Genomic DNA, 21,067 nt, shown 5'->3' with positions numbered 1-21,067 from the left:
AGTGCGTAGCAACTGCCTCGCTGGCGCTCGACAGTTGCTACGGGGGCTCAAGTCACGCGTGTCCGGAGACTCGGCTTCAGGCGGGTTCCACCAGCATCCGCCCGACCATTTCCATGTGCAGCGCATGGCAGAACCAGCTGCAGTAATACCAATGCAGGCCGGGCTTGTCGGCGATGAAGGTGATCGAAGACGTCTGCTGTGGGCTGATTTCCATGCTCACGCCATGGTTGGTCATGACAAATCCGTGGGTCACGTCTTCGATCTGGTCGATGTTGGTGATAGTCACGGTGACTTCGTCGCCGTGTTTGACGGTGAACTCCGTCAAGCCGTAGGTCGGCGCCATGGACGTCATGTAGACCCGCACCTTCTTGCCATCGCGGATCACCTTGTTGTCGGTCTCCAGCTTGATGCCGTCCTTGGCTGCTATCGCCACCGTTTCAGCGAAGTACGGGTCGTCACGTTCCCAGATTTTCTTCGGCTGGATCTGGTCCCGACGCGCCATCACGCAATCGTGGGGCTCGGCAAAGGTCGGGCCGTCGTGCACCAGTTTCATTTCGTCGCCGGAGATATCGATCAACTGGTCGTTTTCCGGGTGCAGAGGGCCGGTCGGCAGGAAGCGGTCCTTGGAAAACTTGCTGAGCACTACCAGCCATTGACCGTCGGCATCACGGGTTTCGGTCAGCGAGGCATGGTTATGGCCGGGCTGGTAATGCACATCAAGTTTCTGCTTGATGTAGTTGACCTTCTCGCCACCGTAGGCGCGGATCGCTTCGGCGATGTTCCACTTGACCACCTGGCTGTCGATAAACAGCGTGGTGTAGGCAAACCCCCGGCCGTCGTAAGTGGTGTGCAACGGGCCCAGACCCAGCTCCGGCTCCCCGACCACCACGCCACGCGGGTCCTTGATCTTGTCGCTGAACAGGTCATCGAGCTTGTCGATGGCAATAATGGTGCAAGTCGGTGACAGCTTGCCGTTGGCAATGAAGTACTTACCATCGGGCGAGGTATTGCAGCCATGGGGGTTCTTCGGCACCGGAATATAGCGGGTGAATTCGCTGTCCTTGCCGTCATCACCCTTGCGCCCATCCACCACCGGAACCTTGACGCCGTCCAGGTTGATGAACTTGCCGGCCTTGATCGCCGCTTCAATGCGCGGGATGTTGAAGACCACCACCCAGTCGCGCTCGTTGCGCATCATGCCACCCAGGTCCGAGGCCTTCTCGGAGTTGTAGCACGTGGCGGCCGCGTACTTGCCGGTGTAGTCCATGTCAGCGTTGTCGAGGTTGCCATCGACGATCACCTGGAAGGCCATTTCCATCTTTTCGGCGTCGATGGCGTTGAACAGGGTGAAGCTGTTTTTGTCCTGCAGGTCGAAGCTGTGGCCGTCGTTGGGGTGCGGGATGATGAACTCGGCATTGCAGAACACGTACTTGGTGTAGGGCACCTTTTGCAGGCGCAGGCCGTGGATGGCCTGGGCATTGGGCACAGTGACGATCTTGTCGCACTTCATGATGTCCAGGCGAATCCGCGCCACGCGGGTGTTGGCCTTGTCGTTGATAAACAGGTATTTGCCGTCATAGCGGCCATCGGTGGTGGACAGGTGCGGATGATGGCAGTCGCCATTCAGGTACTTGGCGCTCTCCCCCAGCACGCGCTTGCTCTCGTTGGTCAGGCCCCAGCCGGTGGCCGAGTCAACATTGAATACCGGAATGCGCATCAGCTCACGCATCGAGGGCACGCCGAGTACGCGCACTTCGCCTTGGTGGCCGCCGCTCCAGAAGCCGTAATACTGGTCCAGCTCGCCCGGCCCCACATGGACTTTCGACTTGGCGTCCTTGGCTGCTGCCGCGAAGGACTCACGGGTAAAAACCGTGCCGCCAAGGGCCGTGGCGCCCGCCAGTACCGCGCCGGTTATCGCCCCGGTGCCGAGAAAACCGCGTCGACTCAGGCCTTCCGGTTCCGGGGTTTGCCCGGCGTTGTTCGCTTCGGTGTCGTTCATGATGTGCTCCTGATGGAAAAATAAGTGCCCAAGGCCGTCATTCAGGCGCCGCCACCTGCACCACCGGGATCAACTGAGCGGCGGTGGGTGCGGTCTTGTGGCGTTTCTTGCGTTTATTGATCAGTGGCGGGCATTTGTGGTCGTTGTGCCAGGTCATCTGGCAATCGAGGCAGTAGTGGCATTCATTGGCATTGATATGCCCGTCGGGGTGGATCGCCTGGATCTCGCACTCCTTGGCGCACAGCTGGCAGGGATTGCCACACTCCTTGCGGCGCTTGAGCCAATCGAACAGCCGGAACTTGCTGGGAATCGCCAACGCCGCGCCTAACGGGCAGAGGTAGCGGCAATAGACTTTGCGCGTAAACAGGTTGATCACCAGCAACGCCACGGCATACAGCACGAACCACCACTGACGGTCGAACTTGAGGGTGATGGCGGTCTTGAACGGCTCCACTTCGGCGAACACCTCGGCGGTGGCCATCGACTCCAGGGAGATGCCAAACAGCGCGAGCAGGATCAAGTACTTGATCGCCCACAGGCGCTCATGCACGGCAAACGGTAATTCGAACTGGCGCACCTTGAGCTTGCGCGCCGCTTCGTTGAGTAATTCCTGCAACGCGCCAAACGGGCACAACCAGCCGCAAAACACCCCGCGCCCCCACAACAGGAGGCTGGCAGCGGTAAACACCCAGAGCATGAAGATCAACGGATCAGTGAGAAACAGTTCCCAGCGGAACTGCTGGAACAGCGCATGCACGAAGGTCAATACGTTGACCACCGACAGTTGCCCCAACGCATACCAACCGATAAACACCACGGTGAACAGCAGGTAACCACGGCGTACCCAATGCAGCAGACGCGGGCGCCGGGCCAGGCTGTCCTGCGCAAACAGGATCGCCGTGAGCACGACCAGGGCAGCGCCGAGGACCAGGATCTGGAATTGCTTCTGATACCAGATCGTCAGCCACATCGGCCGGTTGGCTTCGTCGATGGCCGCCTGCTCCGCCGCCGTCGGTAACGGTCGCTCCAGGTACTGCTCGGGCATTTGATAGGGCAGTTCAAAGCTTACGAATGTGCCGCTGACCGGACCGGTCTGACGCCGCACCAGCAGCTCCAGGGTCCAGGCCGAACCGGGGTCGAACGCGGCCTGGGGCCGAACGATAAATACCGACATTTCATCGAATTCGGGCATGCCTTCGGCGAATACGTCGTACAGGCGTTGGTGATCCATGTCGCGAAAACTGATGACATTGCCGAACTGGCGCAGTTGCACCCGATCAAAGATCCCGCCGCGCACATACCCCGAGCCCTTGAACGAAAACAGTCCGCGCCCCAACAGCGCAATCGCCTGCTCGCCCGGCTTGAGACCTTGCATCAGCACGCGGTATTGAGCGTCCCCCAGCAGATTACGGCCTAGGCTCGGTGCGTTGACGTGCGCGACGTAGAGATCGATAAAAGTCTCATCAGCCTGCCCTTCAGGTGCGATATCAACCCCTTCGGCCTCGGTGCCCTTGAAGGCGGCATCCACCTGGCCACGGGTCAGGTTCAGGCGACGGATCGCGCCATTGCCGGTCAATTGTTCCCAGGTGGCGGGCGCGAACAGATCGCTGCGTATCAGCGCGGGACGCTGCGCGCTACGGGCCTTGTCCTCCACCAGCTTGAGCGACACCGCCACTTCGTGGGCGGCGCGCATGATCACTTCATTGACCACCATCGCGGTCACCGTGGCCCCGGCAACCGCATCCACCGTGACCGCCTCGGTATCACTGGAGCGCCCCACCACCACGCGCTGCTTGACGTTGATGCCGCTGTACCGCGCGGTAAAGTCGTGCAGTTTGACTTCGGGAATGCCGATCAGCAGGATCGGTTCGTGGTGTTCCAGCACATAGGCATCGCGGATCACGCCGGCCGGATCAAGAATCACTTGGGTGTTGATCGGTTTGCCGGAATAGGCCGGGATATCCACCACATCGAGACTCTGGAAGACGTAGCCGATGACCTGGTTGTTGGCCTTGAGAGTGCGGACGTTGAACTGGCCTTCGGGGTCGGAAATGGCATCGACCTGGGGGAAGACCTTTTCGATGCGTTGCTGTTCGATAGCACCGTACGACTTGGCCTGGAGCGGTTCGGCAGCGCTGAGCAGCAATAGCAGAATAATCAGCCAGGTAACCGGGCTGGAGGCCGGGTTGGCGAGGGTCAAGGGGATGGCGCGGTTCATGGGCTGACTGACTTCAACGGCCGGAATATGCAGCCGATGGTAGGTGGCAGGTTGCTATTGAGCCCTTGATTGAAATCAAGTTGGGAGACAAGGTGGGTGCGGCGGTTGGGCGCTGGGGTGGCAGGCTTGAGATCCGCCCCTCACCCTAGCCCTCTCCCCAGAGGGGCGAGGGGACTGACCGAGGGATATTGGCGGTTTGCATCGACCTGAAAGATCGGATTTTAATCCATAATCAAAACGGTTTTTCAGGTCGCCCATTTTCTCAGCACACTTCGGTCTGTCCCCTCGCCCCCCCTGGGGAGAGGGCTAGGGTGAGGGACGGTTTCAAGCAGATAAATGCATACCCGCCTCGACCAACAACTACCCCATCGCCAGCCCCTTCCCCGCCCGTTCCAGATGGCGCCACAGCCAAGCAGGCAACACCTCCGGATCAAGGCTATCGATCAAATTCTTCAGTCCCAATCCCAACTCCGTATCCCCCTCGATCACCAACCTGCGTCGAAAAAACAGCGTATCCGGATCCTCCTGGCGACTGGCCAGCAGCAAAAACTCGCGCCAGTTACCACTGATAGTCACCTGCGCCTCGGCCCGCTCGGCGATGCGCAGTCCGTTTCGATCCAGGGTCAGAAACCACTGCAACCCCAGGTCCGGTATGCGCAAACACAGCCAGCGTCCGCGCAGCAGCTCAAACCCGCCATCGCGCAACGGTTCCGCCAGGCAACGGTTCAGCGTCTGTTGCAATGTCAGCCGTTGCACCACGAACGGCACTTTGCGCAGCTGTGGCAAGACCCGGTCGGCGCCTTTGAGCAACCATTGTTTGCAGCTCAGCACAGCCCCACCTCCTCAACCCGCAACATCCCGGCCTGGCCATGCCAGTAGCCATTGCACCCTTCGACATACACCGGCGGCGTGGCACCCTGGCGTACCCGGTCGAACGCTTCGACGATGCCGGGCATGCCTTGTGCCCGGGGGCTCAGGCGCAGCAGGTCGGCGCCGCAGCTCAGCAGTCCCGGATAATCCGCCAACAGGTTGGTGACCTCCGCCGACAGGGTCTGGATTCCATTCAAGGTGAACAGCGGCTGCCCTTCCTGACTGGTCAGCGGCATGCCGTCCGGGTAGTTGAGGCAACAGAACTGGCAATCATCCTTGGGCCGGTTTTCGGCACGCGCGGTGAAACATCGCGCGGAGTATGCGAGGGGCAAATGCCCATAGGCGAAGATTTCCACTTGCGGCAACGGCCGGCCCAGCTCGCGCACTTGCTCCAGCACATCGCCCACCAGCGCAGCCGAACATTCCACCGGTGGCACCCAGCGCATCATCCCGACGTCGAGTACCTGCGCCAGGGCATGCCCGTTGTATAAATTCAACGCCGGACCGCCCACGAACGGCAACTTGCGCTCAGCGAGGAACTGCACCGCGCCCATGTCGTTGGCCTCCACCAGCACTTCGCCGTTGTCACACAGGCGACGCAGGCTCGATAGCTCCGACGCGGCTTCAATCAGAGTCAGGCTCGACAGTACAATTTGCGCGTTCCCGGTGGCCTGTAACTCACGGCCCAGGCCCAGCCATTGATCCAGGTTGAATGCCCGGCGCTTGGAGCACACGGTTTCGCCGAGGTAGATCACGTCCAGCGGCAGGTCTGCCATCTCCGCATAAAACTGCCCCAATTGTTGCTTGTCCCAATAAAACAGCACCGGTCCCAGGCTGAGTTTCATCTCGGTCTCCTCACTGCCACGAACGATGGTAGGCACCCAGGGTGGTCTGGCTGCCCTCGGATAAGCCGGCCAGCACCTTGCGCCATTGGTTCTTGACCACAAAGCTATTCGGCGCGCTGCGATGGGCATCCAGCGCGGCACGCCAGACGCCGGTGACTTGTTCGACGTACGCCGGGCTGCGCTGGCGGCCCTCGATCTTCACCGCCGCGACGCCCATGGCGATCAGTTCCGGCAACAGGTCCAGGGTGTCGAGACTGGTGGGTTCTTCCAGAGCGTGGAAGCGCTCACCCGCCACCACGAAACGGCCCTTGCACAAGGTCGGGTAGCCGGCGGGCTCGTCCGGGGTGTAACGGTCAATCAACACTTCACTGAGCCGCGCACTCAGGCCGTCGGCATCTTCGCTCCAGCGCACCGCCTTGGCCGGCGAACACACACCGCACAGGTTCGGTGATTCACCGGTGATGTACGAAGACAAATGGCAACGCCCCTCGGCCATGATGCACAGGCTGCCAAAGCCGAACACCTCGATCGGCACCGAACTGCTGGCCGCTACTTGCTTGACCTGGGCCAGTGACAGCACCCGTGGCAGCACCGCACGCCGGATGCCATAGCGTTCGGCATAGAACTGCAACGCCGCCGCATGAGTCGCTGAACCCTGGACCGACAGGTGCAACGCCAGGTGCGGATGACGTTGGCTGGCGTAGTGCAGCACCCCGGGGTCGGCAGCGATCAGCGCATCGACGCCATGGTCCGCCGCGCGGTCGACGGCACGCTGCCAGCGCTCCCAGCCCTTGGGTTGCGGATAGGTATTGACCGCCACGTACAGCTTGCGCTGGTGCTGGCGGATATACGCGACAGCGCCGTCGAACTGCTTGTCGTCCATGTTCAGCCCGGCAAAATGCCGGGCGTTGGTGTCGTCGCGAAAGCCGACATACACCGCATCGGCCCCGTGGCGCACGGCGGCTTTAAGCGCAGGCAGATTGCCTGCCGGGCAGACCAGTTGCATGGTGAATCCTCCGAAAAATCTCGCGTGCACGCCCAATGCCCCGTGCCGGGATGTGGGCTTTTATTGCATCAACTCAGCAAAGGACAGGAACCGCACCAGGCCGCCCTTCTCAATCAACTGCTCACGCTCCACCACCGCCAAGCCATCGGCCCAGCACGCGGCGCTCAACATCGCCGAGCTTTGCCGAGGATGCAGGGTGACGCATGCTTGACCGTCGATCCCCGGCGTCAACCGCGCCCGCAGGTATTGCCGGCGCCGGTTGCGCTGAGTCCACTCGAAATCGGCCGGTAGCCGCACCGCCAGCGTCGTCACTTCAGTGACGCCTTGAGCGCGCAACAGAAACGGACGTACCACCACCAGCGCGGTGATCAACGCTGCCGACGGGTTGCCCGGCAGACCGATCCACGGTTTGCCAGCCACCTCGCCAAAGGCCAAAGGCTTGCCGGGCTGGATCGCCAGACGCCAGAAATCAACGCGACCGAGTTCCTTGATCGCTTGCTTGAGGTGATCTTCTTCGCCCACTGACACGCCGCCAGAGGTCAGCAACAGGTCGCACTCCGAGGATGCCAGGGTCAGTGCATCGCGGCTGACGGCCAGTTCATCCGCCATCACGCCATAGTCGTGAACGTCGACGCCCCAGCCTTGCAACAACGCGGCCAGGCAATGCCGATTGCTGTTGTAGATTTGCCCCGGCGCGAGAGGGTCACCCGGCTCGCGCAGTTCGTCACCGCTGCTCAGCAGGCACACACGCAACGCTCGGTAGACTTTGACCTGGGCCAACCCGGCCGCCGCCAACAGGCCCAACTCCTGGGCTCGCAGACGTTTGCCGGCCGCCAGCAGCAAGGCACCCTGGCTGACTTCTTCACCCTGCCTGCGCACGTGTTCGCCGGCTCGCATCGGTGGGCACCAGATGCGTTGACCGTAGACCCGGCAACGCTCTTGAGGCACCACCGTGTCCGCGCCCGCTGGCAGCGGCGCGCCGGTAAAGATCCGCATGGTCTGGCCACTGCCCAACGCACAGGTCGCTTCCGAGCCAGCGGCAATCCGCCCGGCCAGGCGCAAGTAGCCGCCCTCGGCCGGCAGGTCGGCGGCGCGCAGCGCGTAACCGTCCATGGCACTGTTGTCCCAGGCCGGCAGGTTCACCGGGGAGAAAATATCGCTGGCCAGCACCCGTCCCAACGCCAGTGCGGTTTTCACCTGCTGGGTGGCCGGTGGTGGCGGAGCCTGGGCCAACAGGCGCTCGATGGCCTCGTCCACCGGGATCAGCTCACCACGTTCACAGACCGAGGTATTCACGCGCGCACCTCGCAGGGTTCCAGCGTTTGCGCCGCCTGCGGCTTGAGGTGCGGAGCGAAATTGCACGGCCCGGTGCGACTGTCCAGTTGCCCCAGCAGAATCTCGTCCCAACCGGTGCGGCAGGCCCCCGGCGAGCCCGGCATGCAGCACACCAGCACACCATTACTGATACCGGCCAACGCACGGGACTGTAGGCTCGACATGCCAATTTCCTGCAGCGAGACCTGGCGAAACAATTCGCCAAAGCCTTCGACATGCTTGTCCAACAACGGCAATACCGCCTGGGGCGTGTTGTCTCGCGCGGTGAAACCGGTGCCGCCAGTGGTCAGGATCACTTGCACATGAGGGTCGGCGATCCATTGCGAAATGCGCGCACGGATCTGGTAAATGTCATCCACCACCAGAGCGCGATCGATCAGCGCGTGACCGGCACCTTGCAGCCGATCGCAAAGGGTTTGTCCGGAGGTGTCGGTTTCAAGATTGCGGGTATCGCTAATCGTCAGCACCGCGATGTTCAGTGAAGCGAAGGTGCGTTGGGTCAAATGTGCCATGGTGAAAATCCCGGGATAAATGAGCAATGGGCCCAGCCTGCACTGCAAAGCGCGGTGGGCCTATTCCTCCGAGGAGGTACCTCCAAACGGATTCAGGGCGCCAAACGGCTGCGCTGCCATGCCTCGTCGTGTCGGCGGTAATCGAGGCGGTCATGAAGACGGTCGGCGCGGCCTTGCCAGAACTCCACACGTTCTGGCCGCAAGCAGTAGCCACCCCATTCCCGTGGGCGCGGCGGATGGTGCCCGGCGAAGCGTTGGGTGACGTCGCGCAGACGGCCTTCCAGCTCGGCGCGATGGGCGAGCGGCTGGCTTTGCGGCGAGGCCCAGGCGCCGACCTGACTGGCTAACGGCCGGGACGCGAAGTACTCATCGCAGAGTGCCGGCGCCAGCCGTGCGACCGTGCCTTCGATACGCACCTGGCGCTCCAGGCCCGGCCAGAAAAAGGTCATGGCGGCATGCGGGTTGCTCGCCAGTTCCAGGCCCTTGGCACTCTGATAATGACCGAAAAACGTGAACCCCTGATCGCTGAAACCCTTGAGCAACAGGATCCGACAATGCGCGTGGCCCTCGCTATCGACAGTGGCCAGGGCCATGCTGTTGGCTTCCACGGGGGCCACTTCCGTCTTGCGCGCCTGCTCCAGCCACTGGCCGAACAGCGCGATGGGATCGTCTTGTGCCAGGTCGTCCCGCAAGCCGTACAGGGTGTAGTTGCGGCGCATCTGCGCGAGAGAAAGGGGCATGGAGCGAACCTCTGAACAGTTCGCCACAGTCTGATCAGGCCCCGCTCGCCACACCTTGACCGCGATCAACTGCACGCCGCGTCATGGGGTCGCAGGTCGCTATTTGAGCCCCAGGCGCCGGGCCAATTTGTGCAGGTTGCTGGCGTCCAGCCCCAACAACCTGGCGGCCTTCGCCCAGTTGTCGGCGGATTGGCCCAAGGCCTGGCGAATTTTCTGGCGCTGGCAATCGTCCACCGCCTCGCCCAAGGTTTGAAAAGCCGCCGCCGGCACTTCCGTCACCGGCGCTTGCGGCACCACGGCGCTGCTGCTGTCGAGGTCCAGCAGTTCGGCGGCCAGGGTCATGATCTCGTGGCGGTTGCCACCCCGACTCAGTTGCTTCAACGCGGCGCGACTGATGACATGCTCCAGCTCACGCACATTGCCCGGCCAGCCATAGCCGAGCAACGCCTGCTCGGCCGCCGGTGACAGGCGCAGGCCGCGCAGCCCAAGACGGGCGCGGTTGAGTTCAAGAAAGTGCCCGGCCAGCAACAACACATCCTGCCCACGTTCGCGTAACGCCGGAATCGGTACCGGGTACACCGAGAGCCGGTGGTACAGATCGGCACGAAACAGACCACTGCGAATGCTGTCGGGCAGATGCCGGTTGGTCGCCGCGATGATCCGTACGTCCACATGCAACGGCTTGTCGGCGCCCAGACGCTGGATCTCGCCGTTCTGCAAGGTGCGCAGCAGCTTAGCCTGCACGCTCAACGGCAACTCGCCGACTTCATCAAGAAACAGTGTGCCGCCATTCGCCGCGTCAAAGCGCCCGGCGCGATCACTGGTGGCGCCGGAGAAGGCGCCTTTGACATGCCCGAACAATTCGCTCTCGGCCAAGGATTCTGGGAGCGCTGCGCAATTGACCTGGATCAGCGGCTTGTGGCTGCGACGTGACAGTCGGTGCAGGCGCCGGGCGAACAGCTCTTTGCCGACACCGGTCTCGCCCAGCAACAGCACCGGTAAATCCGCCTCGGCCAGCACATCCAGTTCGTTGAGCAATTGATGCAGCACCGGGCTCTGGCCGAGGATCTCGGCGTCTTCGACGCTGGGCAAGCCTTCGCCCATATCCCGGCGCGACAGGCGCAGGCTACGGTTTTCCTGTTCCAGACGGGTCACGCGCACCGCCGCTTCGATCTGCAAGGTGCAGCGTTTGAGTTGCTCACGGGCGCTGGCATCAAAGGTACCGGCATGCAGCGCGTCCAGGGTGATCGCGCCCCAGGGCCGACCCTCGACATACAGGCTCACGCCCATGCAGTCATGCACCGGCAGCGGCTCGCCGACCTGATTATCCAGCAAGCCATCGTAGGGGTCCGGCAGGCGACTGTCGGGCTCGAACCAGGTCGGTTCACGGGACGCCATGATCGCCGCCAACCGTGGATGTTGCGCGATCACAAAACGTCGGCCCAAGGCTTCGTGAACCAGCCCGACGCTCGCCACCGGGCGCAGGCTGTCGTCGCCATCCAGGCGCAACAGGCCTACGGCGCCGCTGTTGAAGTATTCACGCAGGGTCTGCACCAGCCGTTGCAGGCGCACGGCATTCGGCAGTTCGACAATCAGATCGGCCGACAGGCTTTCACGCAGCATGGTCATAGATACCCTTGATTGGTCCGTTCTACCCTGCAACATCAGGGTGATCCTGACCACCACAAAAAATTAAACATTGTTTTTCAACGGCTTGGCGTTGGCATAGCGCATGCAATGCGGGTGTATCTGATCACTTGATGAGGAAAACCGATGAACGCCATCGCTGCGCAGACCCTGTCCCAGGCGCAACTGATCGAACACTTGCTGGAGCGCTACCACGCCCGCCATCGCGAGCAACTGCCGGAACTGATTCGCCTGGCCAGCCGAGTCGAGCAGGTCCACGGCCATCATCTGCACTGCCCCAACGGACTGGCGGATTTGTTGCGGGACATCGAGCAAGAATTGGAGGGTCATATGCTCAAGGAAGAACAAGTGCTGTTCCCCATGTTGCAAATGGGTATGGGCCCCCAGGCCGCGCCGCCGATCCAGGTGATGCGCTTTGAACATGAACAGCACGCACAGGCGTTGGAGCAACTGCTGGCGCTGACCGAGCAGATCACCCCTCCCGCCGACGCCTGCAACACTTGGCGCACACTGTATCGGGGACTTGAGCAGTTTCATGGAGACCTGCTGGAGCATATTCATCTGGAAAATGATGTGTTGTTTGTGCGGGCACTCACACCCCCCGCTTGATCCGCTGCTACCCAACCATTAGCGCAGCATCAGCTTCGCCAGAATCACAATCAGCAGCATATGCCCCAGGATGCTGCGCCGTATCCACATCGCTCGTGCCGGACTCAGGCGCTGCTTGCCCAGCCAGTAAGCCAACAGCAAGTAGTGTCCGATGATGCTCAGCGCCAACAGGATCTTGAGGCTCAGCAACGCCGCGAAGTGGCTGGCCCACGGCGCCGCCAGTACTCCGCGGTAATGCCAGGCCAGGCCAATGCCGGCGCCATACAACAGCACGACCACGGCATGCAGCACCTGCCGCGAACGCCGGGCAATCGCCTGCTCCGAGGTGAATTGCGCCGACCAGGCCAGTTCCTCACGGGCGCGGTGCCAGATGAACACCTCGAAAAACAACGTGCCGATAAAGGCAATCGCTGCCAGCAAATGCACGATCAGTAACCACGAATACAGCATTCTCGATCTCCTAGCCCGGATGCCCGTCAACCCGCGCACGCCACAGCATTGGCCCGTAGCGCACTACGTACAGTCCCAGGCCGAGCACCCAGCACAGGCCGGCCAACCACAACGCAGCATACGGCCAGATCAGCACCAACAGCACCCGGCTCAGACAGGCAAGGTTCAATAGCGCAAACGCCAGGGTCATGCCCACGGGAGGCGTCAGCGGACGGCCGGTATGGCCCAGGCTGACGCGGGCAATCATCGCCAGAATCAACCCGCCCATCGCTCCTATCGTCAACGCATGCACGGCCAGGCTCGGGTTCAGCGACACGCCGAAATGCCACAGCGCCATGCCCAGGCACGCCAGCGCCAACCAGCCATAGGCCAGGTGCAGCGACCAGAGTAGCGGCACGTTCCATAAACCCCGGTCATGCCAACGCACCAACCGCAGCAGATGCCCAAGCCCCAACAGCGCAAACAACAGGCCGATCCAGACGCTGGCGGTCAACGCCGGTCCGCTCGCATACAGCAGCGCCACCAACACCGAGCCGCCCAGCAACAGGCGATCCAGCCAGGGCCAGGGTTGTACCGCATGGGTCCGGCCGAGGCCGCGCTGGGTGAAAAACGGAATCACTCGGCCACCGATCAGCCCCATCATGGCCGCCACCAACCACAGCCCGGTCAGCACCGCCTGGCGTTGCCAACCTTCATCACCGCGCAGCAAACCCAACAGCGACAAGCCATCGGCCAGGGTCAGCAGCAGTAACACCAACACAATTGGGTAATTACGCTGTTGTCGCACCTGCCACAGGGTCCAGCCCATCAACCCGGCGACGGCCAAGGGAAACGCCAGCTCCAGCGTCGCCAACAACGGCCACGGCAGATTGAACAACCACGCCAGCCGCGCCGCCAGCCACACCGCCGCCAACAGCGCCAAGGGCTTGCCACTCAACCCCGGACGACCGGTCCAGGTCTGTACGGCGGTCAACAGGAACCCCGCGATGATCGCCAGGGCGAAACCGAATAACAACTCATGCCGATGCCACGCCAACCACCCACCCGCCGGCTGCCAGGTGCCACTGACCCCGGCCAGCGCCAGTAACCATAAAGGCACCGCCAGCAGCGCCAACAGGCAGCCACCGAGAAAGAATGGCCGGAAAGCCAGACGAAATAACGGGGTAATCGACATTGCCTTACGCCGATCCAGCACTTGCATACAGCCACTCCTCAAGTCGTTGCCGGCCCGATCATCCGGGATTGCCCACGCCTGTCTCTTGTCACAGATCAAGCCGCGGCAAGAGCCATCACAATATCCTTGGGGCCGTTGCCAAATCGACTTGCAAGGCCCGAGCCGGGTTTCGCGACGCGCCGAAAACTTCTGTAGGAGCGAGGGGACACATGCCCCTTGCTCGTGAAGAACGTTAACGATGACGAAGGCATTCTGGCTACACGCGGCGCCTTTGAGTTTTTCGCGAGCAAGCTCGCTCCTACCGGGGGCGGGGGTTTGAGGGTTCAAATGACCACTGCCGGGTAAAAACAACCCTGAAGGCCAGGGTCATTTTTACCTTTCAATTGCTCTAGGCCACGTATTACCCGCCCTTCCGGCTGGCCCGGCTCTTGCTCTATCGGGTTATCCCTCCCTCACCTGCCTCACGGAGTCCCCCATGAAAAACCTCATCCAGCCCCTGGCCTGGTTTGTGATCCTCGGTTCGATGATGGCGGCGGCCAGTGGCCTGTCGTTGTGGCTTGTATGATCCCGTCCCTGGTCTGTCCCAAGGATGCCCCCAGAGTCCTGCATCGCGTCCATCACCAGATCCTGCGCAGCCATCATTTGTTCGAGCCGTTGAACGAAGAACAGATGGATGAGTTGATGGCCAGCAGTCACTTGCTGAACGTCGACAAGGGTGAGCCGCTGTTTCGCCAGGGCGAGCCGGCTGACGCGTTTTACTTCGTGATCGCCGGCGCGGTGAAGATTTACCGCCTGACCCCGGATGGCCAGGAGAAAGTCTTCGAAGTGATCGGTGAGCGACAAACCTTCGCCGAAGCGATGATGCTGATGGACACCCCCAATTATGTGGCCTGCGCCGAAGCGGTGTGCCCGACGCAGCTGTATCGCCTGTCCAACGCCACCTACATGCGCCTACTCCACAGCAACAGCCGCCTGACCTTCGCTCTGCTGGGCAAGTTGTGCGTGCGTCTGCACCAGCGGGTCAACGAGATCGAAACGTTGTCGCTGAAAAACGCCACGCACCGCGTGGTGCGTTACTTGTTGACGCAACTGGTGCGCCTGCACAGCGCCGACAGTTCATTCGAATTGCCGATGGCCAAGCAACTGATCGCCGGGCATCTGTCGATCCAGCCCGAGACGTTTTCACGAATTATCCGCCGGCTGATCGATGAAAAGATCATCACCCAGGACGGTCGACTGATTGCCATTCTGGATCGTCCGCGCCTGGAGCAGTTCGAGTGAGCGAGGCGCGGGTCTGCCTGTACTGCGAGCACTCGAATGCGCTACAGCGGGATGCATGCGAACGCTGCGCCATGGCCCTTCCCGCCTCGGGCGCCAGCCTCCAGGCGCGACGGCTGAGGCGTTTCCAGTGGTTCTGCCTGGGCCTGGCACTGTTCTGCATCGCGATGTTCTTCTGGCTGCCTCGCGGCTTTTATTGAGCCTTGGTTACTGACTTTCGGTCAATTGCCGGTACAGCTGGGGCAGCCGCAACGGCAATTGCTCCGGCTGGCGAATCAGGGTGTAGCCGTGGGCTCCAAACATGTACGGCAGGTAATCCCGGGCTTTTTTATCAATGGTGATGCAGAACGGGATCAAGCCCTGTCGCCGTGCTTCCACCACCGCCTGGCGGGTGTCCTCGACGCCGTAGCGTCCTTCATACAAATCCAGGTCATTGGGCTTGCCGTCGGTGACAATCAGCAGCAGCTTGCGCCGTTGTTTGCAGGCACCCAATGTGTGCGTGGCCTGACGAATCGCAGCTCCCATGCGCGTGTAATACCCCGGTTTCAGCCCTTGAATGGAACCACGTGTCTGGTCGTCGTAAGGTTGTTGGAATGACTTGAGTTGTTGCAGGCGCACCTGATGGCGGCGCAGGGACGAAAAACCGTACAGGGCAAACGCATCGCCCAGGCCAGCCAGGCTCTCACCAAACAGCAGCAAGCTGTCGCGGATCACGTCGATGACCTTTTGCGTATCGTTCAAGTGGGCATCGGTGGACATCGACACGTCGGCCAGCAGCAGACAGGCCAAGTCGCGACGGGTGTGACGCTGCTCCATAAACAAACCGCGTTCGGCGCAAGGTCCGTGCTGGCGTTCGACATGAAAGTCCAGCCAGGCTTGCAAGTCCAGCTCCGCACCCTGGGGTTGCTGGCGCAGCCATTGGCGATCGGTGCGCAGTTGCTGGAACTGACGGCGCAAACGCGCGGCCTGTGCCTGCAGGCGTACGGGCAGCGGTTGTGGTGTGCTGTCGCGCGGTTGCATCAGTTGCAGGTTGACGACGTTGTCTTGCAAACGTTGTTGGCGGTAATCCCACTCCGGCAGCTTGATGCCCTCGCCCAGCGGGATATCGTCGATGTCTGCCGGAGGCAGATCCAGGTGCAATTTCAGGCCGCCACTCTTGCGCACGCGTTGGCGGGACAGGCTTAACTGGTCGAGATCTTCGGCGACGCGGGCAGCATTCTCGTCCTCGCTGTCGTCGGTCCAGCGATCCAGGTCCACGTGTTCGGTCCAACTGAACAGGTTTTCCAGGCGCACCACCAGCAAGCCGCCATCCCGGGTCTGATCGTCAACGCGACTGGCACGCTTGGGAGCGCCCTGTTGTTCACCGGGACGAGTGGCGAGGTCGTCCTCCGGCTCGTCCACGTCGCCTGCCTGCGGGCTGTCCAGCTGCAAAGACGGATACAGCCAAAGCGGCAAGGGCCAGGCAGCGCGTTCACTAGGCGGTAAGTGGCCGACGCTGCCGGGCTCGCGCAAGGCCTTGCGCAAGGCTTTTTCCAGCGCAGCTTCGCCGGGAGGGAGGCTGGCAGGGTCCGGACGCAGCTGCAGATGGGCGTCCACCAGTCGCTGGTAGCTGGGCAGCAACGCCGGATAACGCTGCAACAACAGCCAGGTCCAACGCTGGTTATCTCGCGCCCAATGGGTCATCGGCCCGGACTGCGAAGCCAACAACGCCAACCAACGGTACAGCTCAAGATTCAGCGAGGCCGTGGGAAACACCGCCAGACTCGCGGGCAAACGAAGACGGCTGCCATCACACGAAGCCAGGGGTGCTTGCTTACAGGTGCCGGCGATGCGCATTAGCAGATTGCGGCGCAGCAGCAGGTCACGCTCGCTGGCGGCTTCCAGGGCAATCCCGCTGGCGCCGCCCAAGGCATGGAACAACAGCGCCAAGCTGCGCTGGCGGTCCACCAGATCGACACGCGCTTCGGGGAAATCGGCGCTGGCGCGGCGGGTTATAAAGCGGTGCCAGACACTGCCGACCCACTCTTCCAATTCCAGGGTAAAGGCCATATTAAGTGCTCCAGACGTAAAACGGCCCGCATTACCTGCCGGGCCGCCCTCTTGGGGATTAACGTTTACCGTTCAACACACACTCGGCACCGGATCGCCCAACCCCCGACCGCGCTGACGAAAGCTCCACAGGTAGCACAGCAGTCCCAGCAGGAACACCACGCCACTGGCCAGTCGCGCCCAGAACAACAGCGTCAGGTGATCCATCGTCGCCATGAACGGCAACGCCACACCGTCGACCTGCCAACGTTGTAGCCAGACCTGCACCGCACCGGCGGCGGTGAGGAACAAGGTGATCATCACCATCGACACCACCATCATCCAGAAGCCCCAGATTTCCAACGTCTGGGAGCGCTCGTCCGGCGCTTCACCAAGGCCGCGCAAGCGGGGCATGGCGTAGCTGATCAGGGTCATGACAATCATCGCGTAGGCACCGAAGAACGCCAGGTGTCCGTGGGCCGCCGTCAGCTGGGTACCGTGGGTGTAATAGTTGACCGGGGCCAAGGTATGCAGGAAACCCCAGACCCCCGCGCCGAAAAACGCCGTAACCGTGGTGCCCTTGGCCCACAACGTCGCCGCCCGGTTCGGGTGCTGGCGCCGACGCTGCTTGACCATGGTGAAGGCGAACATCACCATCGCCAGGAACGGCAGTGGCTCCAGGGCCGAGAAGATCGAACCGACCCACAACCAGACCTCCGGCGCGCCGATCCAGAAGAAGTGGTGACCGGTGCCGATGATCCCGGTAATCAGGGCCATGGCAATGATCACGTACAGCCATTTCTCGACCACTTCACGGTCAACGCCGGTGACCTTGATCAGCACGAAGGCGAGCATTGAACCCATGATCAGTTCCCATACGCCTTCCACCCAAAGATGCACCACCCACCACCAGTAGAACTTGTCACGCGCCAGGTTGCCAGGGTTGTAGAACGAGAACAGAAAGAACACCGCGAGGCCGATCAGGCCGGTCATCATCACCATGCTGACGGTGGTCTTGCGGCCCTTGAGCAGGGTCATGCCGATGTTGTAGAGAAAGCCCAGGCACACCACGACAATCCCCATTTTGGTAATCGTCGGCTGCTCGAGAAACTCCCGGCCCATGGTCGGCAGCAGTTCGTTGTGGGTCATCTCGGCCAGGGCCGCATAGGGCACCAGCAAGTAACCGAGGATCGTCAACACGCCAGCGGCGGCAAAGACCCAGAACAGCACGATGGCCAGCGTGGGACTATGCAGTTCGCGATCAGCCTCTTCCGGCACCAGGTAGTAGGCGGCGCCCATGAAGCCGAACAACAGCCAGACGATCAGCAGGTTGGTGTGGACCATCCGCGCGACGTTGAACGGAATCAACGGGAACAGGAAGTCACCGACCACGTATTGCAGGCCCATGATCAAACCGAACAGCACTTGGCCGAGAAACAGGATCAGGGCGAAGACAAAGTAGGGTTTGGCCACGGCCTGGGATTGGAATTTCAGATATGGATTGGCAGTGCGCATACCTTAGCCCTCCTTGTTTGGCGGCCAGCCGTTGGTGTTGATCTTCGAGCTCCATTTGAGGAACTCGGCCATATCGTCCACCTCCTGGTCGCTGAGGTTGAATTGCGGCATGGCACGTCTGCCGGGAACGCCCAGGGGTTGCATTTTCATCCAGGCGTGCAGGAAGGGTTTGAACCCTTCGTCGCCGCCACGGCGAGTGAACACATTGCCCAGCTCCGGCGCAAAGTACGCGCCCTCGCCCAGCAGGGTGTGGCAGCCGATACAGTTGTTGCGCTCCCAGATGCCTTTGCCGCGAACCACGGATTCGGTGAGCAGGTCCTGGTTGCTGCGGGCTGGAAAGGTTTGTTCGGTGTGGTAGGTCAGGGCCAGGAATATCAGGAAGAAGAACACGCTTCCTCCGAAGTAGATATTCCTGGCCATGCCCTTGGTGAAGGTCTCTGACATGGTCGCTTCCTCATTGCTTGACGGGGGTCATGATAGGAAGTCGGAGGGTGGAAACTGCTTGATGGCGATCAAGAAATGCCGATGGTTTTGGTCGGGTATTTTTTTGGGTTGGGGTTGGGGTTGGGTACATATCCGTTGCTGTGGTAACGGCTTCTTATGGTTTCGCTCTTACAGCGACTCACTTTGGAAAAACCGGAATGCCGGCCCAGCCCAAAGTAAGCAAAGGGCTCTTGCCCCACCACTCCTGCCTCGCCTAGGCTCGGCATGCCCCCCGAATCAATATCGGACTACGGCCATCGTGGTTAACGGGGCGCCTAAGATCAAAATCAAAAACAGAGCGAGGCGGCCTAGTAGCCGACCTGATCTTTTGCGAACGTGCCTCCTCTCTGTAGGAGCGAGCTTGCTCGCGAAGATCGTTAATGATGACGCGGAAAATCTGACACCCCGAGGCGATCTCAAGTTTTTCGCGAGCAAGCTCGCTCCTACAGAAAGCGGCTCTGTTTTTGATTTTGATCTTAGGCGCCCCGTTAACCACGCTGGCCGAACGCAGGCATTGCGCAGTGGGTATCCCGGCATGGATGCCGGGATAGCCGCGTTGGGCCATGGATGGCCCGTCGCGGCGGCCCACGGAGCAATGCCGGAGAGAGGGCACACCGAGCCAGAGCGAGGTGCCAAGTGGTGGGGCAAGAGCGTTTTGCTTACTTTTGCGCTGTTCAAAAGTGAGTCGCTGTAAGAGCGAAACCATAAGAAGCCATTACCGCAGCAACGGATATGTACACCGCGAACAAGCTCGCTCCTACAGTGCCCCCTCAGAACCGCATCGCCCCAATCCCCACCACCAACACCACCGGCCACGCCAACAACACCCCCCGCCACCCCCAAGGCGCATGCCGCATCTCCATAAACCCATCGGCAATCACCCAAGCCTTCCCCACCGCCATCACCAACACCCCCCCCACCACAGCCCCACAGCCCCGAACACCACTGTGCCGACACTCAACCCCACCAACACAGCCCAACACCCCATCATCCATCGCGACGCCGTCATCACCACCTCACAACACATACACCAACGGAAACAACACCACCCATACCAGATCCACCATGTGCCAATACAACACCCCGGACTCCAGCCCACTCTGGCGCCCCGGCGCATAAACCCCACGCCAACACCCCAGGGCCAACCACGCCAGAATCACCATTCCCAACACCACATGCAAAAAATGAAACCCGGTCAAAATCCAATACAACGTAAAAAACGTGCTGTATTCCAACCCCAACCCGACACCCGCCAAATGTCCATACTCAGCGAGTTTGATCCCCACATAACCACAGGCCACCAGCCACCCGGCGACCAGCAGCCACGCCGCCAGACGCGCCCGCCCCTGACGGATCTGCTGCTGCGCCAGCGCAGCCAACAACCCCGCCGTCAACAAGCTCAAGGTCATCGCCAAACCGGTAGAGGTGTCCAACTGTCCTCGTCCTTCGGCAAACACCTCGGGTCGCAACACCTGGGTCACGGCAAACGCCAGGATCAGGATCGCAAACACCGACAACTCAGCGAGAATGAAAAACCACATCGCCAGATCACCGGGCAGTCGCCGCTCAGCTGAAGTGGACATCGACCACATCCATCAGCGCCGCGACTGTCTGCGGATCGTCACTCAGGGATTCCGCCAGGCAGGCCATGCACGCTTCGCGGGGGTTCATTCCCGCGGCGATCAGGCGCGCGGCAAATATCAGCAAGCGCGTGGAAGCAACTTCCTCCAGATCATGTTGATCCAGGCGTCGCAACGCCTGGCCCAAACGCACCACTTGTGCCGCCAACCCCGTCTCCACCTGCGCTTCACGGGCGACAATGCGCTCTTCCTCCAACGTCGATGGATAAGCAAAACGCATCGCCACGAAACGCTGGCGGGTGCTGGGCTTCATGCCCTTGAGCAAGTTCTGGTAGCCGGGGTTGTAGGACACCACCAACATGAACGACGCAGGCGCCTTGAGTACTTCGCCGGTGCGCTCCAGAAACAACTCACGACGATCATCGGCCACCGGGTGCAGGACCACCGCGGTGTCCTGTCGGGCTTCGACCACCTCATCCAGATAGCAGATGCCGCCCTCACGCACCGCGCGAGTCAAAGGGCCGTCTTGCCACCAGGTGCCCTGGGCGCCTATCAGATGGCGCCCGATCAGGTCGGCGGCGCTCAGGTCATCGTGGCAGGCCACGGTGTACAGCGGCAGGTTCAGGCGGTGAGCCATGTGCTGGACGAAACGCGTCTTGCCACATCCGGTGGGCCCCTTGATCAGCACCGGCATACGGTGACGCCAGGCGTGCTCGAACAGCACTTGTTCGTTGTTGACGACTTGGTAGAAGGGTTCGGTCATGGCGCACCTTACATA

At 61.5% G+C, this 21,067-nt stretch carries 18 protein-coding genes and 3 pseudogenes; 4 read left to right on the top strand and 17 right to left on the bottom strand.

Translation table 11 applies throughout. From position 1 onward, the window contains the following. Positions 1 to 76: 76 nt before the first annotated feature. The 9 genes from nosZ to norR all read right to left on the bottom strand — a co-directional run bounded on the left by nosZ (position 77) and on the right by norR (position 11,148). Positions 77 to 1,999 (bottom strand): TAT-dependent nitrous-oxide reductase, encoded by a 1,923-nt coding sequence (gene nosZ, locus BLU75_RS08565; protein ID WP_084380287.1) that lies wholly within the window; start codon positions 1,997 to 1,999, stop codon positions 77 to 79. A 37-nt stretch (positions 2,000 to 2,036) separates the two neighbouring features. Beyond that, positions 2,037 to 4,217, bottom strand: coding sequence for a transcriptional regulator NosR (nosR, locus tag BLU75_RS08560; protein ID WP_084380289.1), 2,181 nt, complete (start codon positions 4,215 to 4,217; stop codon positions 2,037 to 2,039). A 360-nt stretch (positions 4,218 to 4,577) separates the two neighbouring features. Continuing rightward, positions 4,578 to 5,048 (bottom strand): ubiquinone anaerobic biosynthesis accessory factor UbiT, encoded by a 471-nt coding sequence (gene ubiT, locus BLU75_RS08555; RefSeq protein WP_084380291.1) that lies wholly within the window; start codon positions 5,046 to 5,048, stop codon positions 4,578 to 4,580. Continuing rightward, positions 5,042 to 5,932 carry a U32 family peptidase gene (locus BLU75_RS08550; RefSeq protein ID WP_084380293.1) on the bottom strand — a complete coding sequence of 297 codons (891 nt, stop codon included), beginning with the start codon at positions 5,930 to 5,932 and terminating at the stop codon, positions 5,042 to 5,044. Before BLU75_RS08550 ends, ubiT begins: the two co-directional genes overlap by 7 nt. A gap of 10 nt (positions 5,933 to 5,942) precedes the next feature. Then, on the bottom strand, positions 5,943 to 6,938 hold the full coding sequence (gene ubiU, locus BLU75_RS08545) for a ubiquinone anaerobic biosynthesis protein UbiU (protein ID WP_084380295.1): 996 nt from the start codon (positions 6,936 to 6,938) through the stop codon (positions 5,943 to 5,945). A 60-nt stretch (positions 6,939 to 6,998) separates the two neighbouring features. Continuing rightward, positions 6,999 to 8,234 carry a molybdopterin molybdotransferase MoeA gene (locus BLU75_RS08540; RefSeq protein ID WP_084380297.1) on the bottom strand — a complete coding sequence of 412 codons (1,236 nt, stop codon included), beginning with the start codon at positions 8,232 to 8,234 and terminating at the stop codon, positions 6,999 to 7,001. Then, positions 8,231 to 8,785 carry a molybdenum cofactor biosynthesis protein B gene (gene moaB / locus BLU75_RS08535; RefSeq protein ID WP_084380299.1) on the bottom strand — a complete coding sequence of 185 codons (555 nt, stop codon included), beginning with the start codon at positions 8,783 to 8,785 and terminating at the stop codon, positions 8,231 to 8,233. Before moaB ends, BLU75_RS08540 begins: the two co-directional genes overlap by 4 nt. Positions 8,786 to 8,877: 92 nt before the next feature. Beyond that, on the bottom strand, positions 8,878 to 9,525 hold the full coding sequence (pdxH, locus tag BLU75_RS08530) for a pyridoxamine 5'-phosphate oxidase (RefSeq protein WP_084380301.1): 648 nt from the start codon (positions 9,523 to 9,525) through the stop codon (positions 8,878 to 8,880). A gap of 99 nt (positions 9,526 to 9,624) precedes the next feature. Beyond that, complete coding sequence (norR, locus tag BLU75_RS08525) at positions 9,625 to 11,148, bottom strand: nitric oxide reductase transcriptional regulator NorR (protein WP_084380323.1); 1,524 nt, start codon at positions 11,146 to 11,148, stop codon at positions 9,625 to 9,627. 189 nt (positions 11,149 to 11,337) lie between these two features. On the opposite strand from norR, the pseudogene BLU75_RS08520 reads away from it, so the two are divergent. Continuing rightward, a pseudogene (locus tag BLU75_RS08520) lies at positions 11,338 to 11,781 on the top strand (hemerythrin domain-containing protein); the annotation flags it as partial. 18 nt (positions 11,782 to 11,799) lie between these two features. Here the strand turns inward: BLU75_RS08520 and BLU75_RS08515 are convergent. Next, positions 11,800 to 12,231, bottom strand: a complete 432-nt coding sequence (locus tag BLU75_RS08515; protein ID WP_084380305.1) for a hypothetical protein — start codon at positions 12,229 to 12,231, stop codon at positions 11,800 to 11,802. 10 nt (positions 12,232 to 12,241) lie between these two features. Further along, positions 12,242 to 13,432 carry an NnrS family protein gene (locus BLU75_RS08510; protein ID WP_084380307.1) on the bottom strand — a complete coding sequence of 397 codons (1,191 nt, stop codon included), beginning with the start codon at positions 13,430 to 13,432 and terminating at the stop codon, positions 12,242 to 12,244. A gap of 534 nt (positions 13,433 to 13,966) precedes the next feature. On the opposite strand from BLU75_RS08510, the gene BLU75_RS08505 reads away from it, so the two are divergent. Both BLU75_RS08505 and BLU75_RS28130 read left to right on the top strand, forming a co-directional pair. Further along, complete coding sequence (locus BLU75_RS08505; protein ID WP_084380309.1) at positions 13,967 to 14,686, top strand: Crp/Fnr family transcriptional regulator; 720 nt, start codon at positions 13,967 to 13,969, stop codon at positions 14,684 to 14,686. A gap of 71 nt (positions 14,687 to 14,757) precedes the next feature. Further along, positions 14,758 to 14,883: a hypothetical protein gene (locus BLU75_RS28130; protein WP_307652783.1), complete on the top strand. Its 126-nt coding sequence runs from the start codon at positions 14,758 to 14,760 to the stop codon at positions 14,881 to 14,883. 7 nt (positions 14,884 to 14,890) lie between these two features. On the opposite strand, the gene BLU75_RS08495 is transcribed toward BLU75_RS28130, so the two are convergent. The 3 genes from BLU75_RS08495 to BLU75_RS08485 form a co-directional block, all read right to left on the bottom strand. Then, positions 14,891 to 16,732, bottom strand: coding sequence for a nitric oxide reductase activation protein NorD (locus tag BLU75_RS08495; protein WP_084380313.1), 1,842 nt, complete (start codon positions 16,730 to 16,732; stop codon positions 14,891 to 14,893). Positions 16,733 to 16,804: 72 nt separating this feature from the next. Further along, positions 16,805 to 18,226, bottom strand: a complete 1,422-nt coding sequence (locus BLU75_RS08490; RefSeq protein ID WP_084380315.1) for a cbb3-type cytochrome c oxidase subunit I — start codon at positions 18,224 to 18,226, stop codon at positions 16,805 to 16,807. A gap of 3 nt (positions 18,227 to 18,229) precedes the next feature. Beyond that, positions 18,230 to 18,670 (bottom strand): c-type cytochrome, encoded by a 441-nt coding sequence (locus BLU75_RS08485; RefSeq protein ID WP_084380317.1) that lies wholly within the window; start codon positions 18,668 to 18,670, stop codon positions 18,230 to 18,232. Positions 18,671 to 19,070: 400 nt separating this feature from the next. Here BLU75_RS08485 and BLU75_RS27205 point away from each other — a divergent pair. Next, positions 19,071 to 19,157 (top strand): annotated as a pseudogene (locus tag BLU75_RS27205) (outer membrane lipoprotein carrier protein LolA); the annotation flags it as partial. Positions 19,158 to 19,479: 322 nt separating this feature from the next. Here BLU75_RS27205 and BLU75_RS08475 read toward each other — a convergent pair. The 3 genes and pseudogenes from BLU75_RS08475 to BLU75_RS08465 all read right to left on the bottom strand — a co-directional run bounded on the left by BLU75_RS08475 (position 19,480) and on the right by BLU75_RS08465 (position 21,052). Next, positions 19,480 to 19,718, bottom strand: a pseudogene (locus BLU75_RS08475) (cytochrome C oxidase subunit IV family protein). Between the two features lie 7 nt (positions 19,719 to 19,725). Continuing rightward, positions 19,726 to 20,292, bottom strand: a complete 567-nt coding sequence (locus tag BLU75_RS08470; protein ID WP_084377809.1) for a cytochrome c oxidase subunit 3 — start codon at positions 20,290 to 20,292, stop codon at positions 19,726 to 19,728. Beyond that, complete coding sequence (locus BLU75_RS08465; protein ID WP_084377811.1) at positions 20,276 to 21,052, bottom strand: CbbQ/NirQ/NorQ/GpvN family protein; 777 nt, start codon at positions 21,050 to 21,052, stop codon at positions 20,276 to 20,278. Before BLU75_RS08465 ends, BLU75_RS08470 begins: the two co-directional genes overlap by 17 nt. Between the last annotated feature and the right edge of the window lie 15 nt (positions 21,053 to 21,067).

This window comes from Pseudomonas mucidolens, assembly GCF_900106045.1.
GTDB lineage: Bacteria > Pseudomonadota > Gammaproteobacteria > Pseudomonadales > Pseudomonadaceae > Aquipseudomonas > Aquipseudomonas mucidolens.
The sequence above is the reverse complement of the archived record's forward strand: the minus strand, read 5'-3'. Positions and strand labels throughout refer to the sequence as shown.